Here is a 2364-nt window from a genome sequence, read left to right on the forward strand (position 1 = left end):
GGCCGGGTGCGCGTCCAGCCCGTCGCCGCGACCGGTCCGCGGCAGGCATCGGTCCGGACGCCGGGGACGACCGCACCGATGCGGGCGGCCTCGGCATCGTCCGGCACGAGCGGCTCGGAGAAGTGCAGGTTCAGGTGCACCGGACCGGACGGGGCGTCCTGGACGGTCACGGAGCCGCCCTCCTCCGCGGCGAGGAAGCCGTCGGCGGTCAACAGGGCCGAACGGACGACGGAACGGATCCGCTCGAGGTGCGTGCCGTCGTCGTGCCCCGGCTCCGGAGACGAGGACAGGACGGCTGCGTAGCGGACGTGGTGCGGGAAGATCCCCGGCTGCTGCGTGGTCTGGTTGGCGCCGGTGCCGACCGCCTCGCCGGGCGGTCGCCGTCAGCGCGACGACGCGCGTGCCGGCGTGGAAGGACTCCATGAGGCCGGGCAGCAGGTTGCCCACCGCCGAGCCGGACGTGGTCACCACGCCCACCGGGCGGCCCGAGCCCAGGGACAGGCCGTGGGCGAGGAAGGCGGCGGAGCGCTCGTCGATGCGCACATGCAGGCGCACGTCGCCCGCGCGCTCACAGGCGGCGAGGGCGTACACGAGCGGGGCCGAGCGGGAGCCGGGGCAGATCACGACCTCCCGCATGCCGCCGTCGATCAGGGAGTGGACCACCGTGCGCGCCACGGCCAGGGAGTCGACTGAAGTCATGGTGCCCACCAGTCTAGGCGGGCGGCGGCCGGAGGACGGCCGAGGCCCGGCCCCGTGCAGGACGGGACCGGGCCTCGGCGCAGGATGCGGTCAGGCTCAGCGGTTCTTCGGGCCCTTGCCCTTGCCCGGGTTGCCCTTGCCCGGGTTGCCCTTGCCCGGGTTGCCCTTGCCGGGGTTGCCCTTGCCGGGGTTGCCCTTGCCGGGGTTGCCCTTGCCGTTCTTCGGGCCCTTGCCCACACCGTTGTTGCCGGTGGTGCGGAACACCTGGACGGTGGTCGGACGCGGGACGGCGACCTTGTCGCCGACCTGCACCGGGCCGGCCGGGTTGAGGGCGTCCGGGAAGAGCGAGGTCTGGGCGCCCCACTCGCCGTTCTCGCCCGGGTGCTGGACGTTCACGAACACGGAGTTGTCGCGGTCGTGGATGACCGGGCCGCAGGTCTCGGCGTCACGCGGGACGGCGAGGAACTGCTCCACGCGGCCGCGCTCCGGGCCGTCCAGGGTGACCTTGTGCAGGGCGTCGGCGAGGCCGATGGTGCCCGGCTGGCCGTCGGTGGAGATCCAGAGGTTGCCCTCGGAGTCGAACGCCACGTTGTCCGGGCAGGAGATCGGGGAGACGAGCTCCTTCGGGAAGCCGGAGAAGTAGGCGGAGGAGGACACCCGCGGGTCACCGGCCAGCAGCAGGATGTTCCAGCCGAAGGTGGTGGCGGTGTGGTCGTCGCCGGCCTCGCACATCTCGATGACGTGGCCGTCGCGGTTGCCGACCACCGGGTTGGCCTCGTCCACGGCGGTGCGCTTCGAGTTGTTGGTCAGGGCCATGTAGACCTTGCCGGTCACCGGGTTGGTCTCCACGTCCTCCGGGCGGTCCATCTTGGTGGCGCCCATCTTGTCCGCGGCGAGGCGGGTGTAGACGAGGACCTCGGCCACGGACATACCCGGCACGAAGGACTTGGTGTCGGTCGCCAGGGCGATCCACTCGCCGTGGCCGTCGAAGGCACCGTCCGAGGGGAGGGTGCCCTTGCCGTCGATCTCGGAGGCCGGGGAGTCGCCGTGGAACTTCGCCACGTAGAGGGTGCCGGAGTCCAGCAGGGACATGTTGTGCTTGGTGTCCCCGTGGCGGACCTTCTTGGCGGACACGAACTTGTACAGGTAGTCGTGGCGCTCGTCGTCACCGGAGTAGACCACGGCGCGGCCGTCGGCGGAGAGCACCGCGGTGCCGGCCTCGTGCTTGAAGCGGCCCAGCATGGTGTGCTTCACCGGGGTGGAGGTCGGGTCCTCCGGGTCCACCTCGACGATCCAGCCGAAGCGGTTGGCCTCGTTCTCGAAGCCCGGGTTGGTGGCGTCGAAGCGGTCGTAGAAGCGCTCCCAGCCGCGGGAGGTGGCGCCGGTGCCGATGCCGTAGCGGGCCTCCTCGGCGGTGCCGCGGCCCACGAAGTACTGGTTGAAGTTCTCCTCGCCGGAGAGACGGTGCCCCACGGGGTGGTGCCGCCGGCGCAGTTGTTCAGGGTGCCGAGCACGCGCGTGCCGGTCGGGTCGTCCTTGGTCTTGAGGAGGTCGTGGCCGGCGGCGGGGCCGGTCACGGCGAACGGGGTGAAGCCGGTGATGCGGCGGTTGCGGCGGCCGCCCGCGGACGGTACTCCCACATTGGCGCCCTCGCTTGGCGCCGCT

General features: G+C 72.1%; 3 pseudogenes. All 3 read right to left on the minus strand.

What is annotated here, in order from left to right:
• Window positions 1-212 (minus strand): annotated as a pseudogene (locus tag AC2W7A_RS11600) (2-succinyl-5-enolpyruvyl-6-hydroxy-3-cyclohexene-1-carboxylate synthase); the annotation flags it as partial.
• A 193-nt stretch (window positions 213-405) separates the two neighbouring features.
• Window positions 406-699: pseudogene (locus AC2W7A_RS11605) on the minus strand (thiamine pyrophosphate-binding protein); the annotation flags it as partial.
• Between the two features lie 96 nt (window positions 700-795).
• A pseudogene (locus AC2W7A_RS11610) lies at window positions 796-2364 on the minus strand (PhoX family protein); the annotation flags it as partial.

The sequence above is a fragment of the Micrococcus sp. LASM2_SD2 genome (assembly GCF_057364565.1).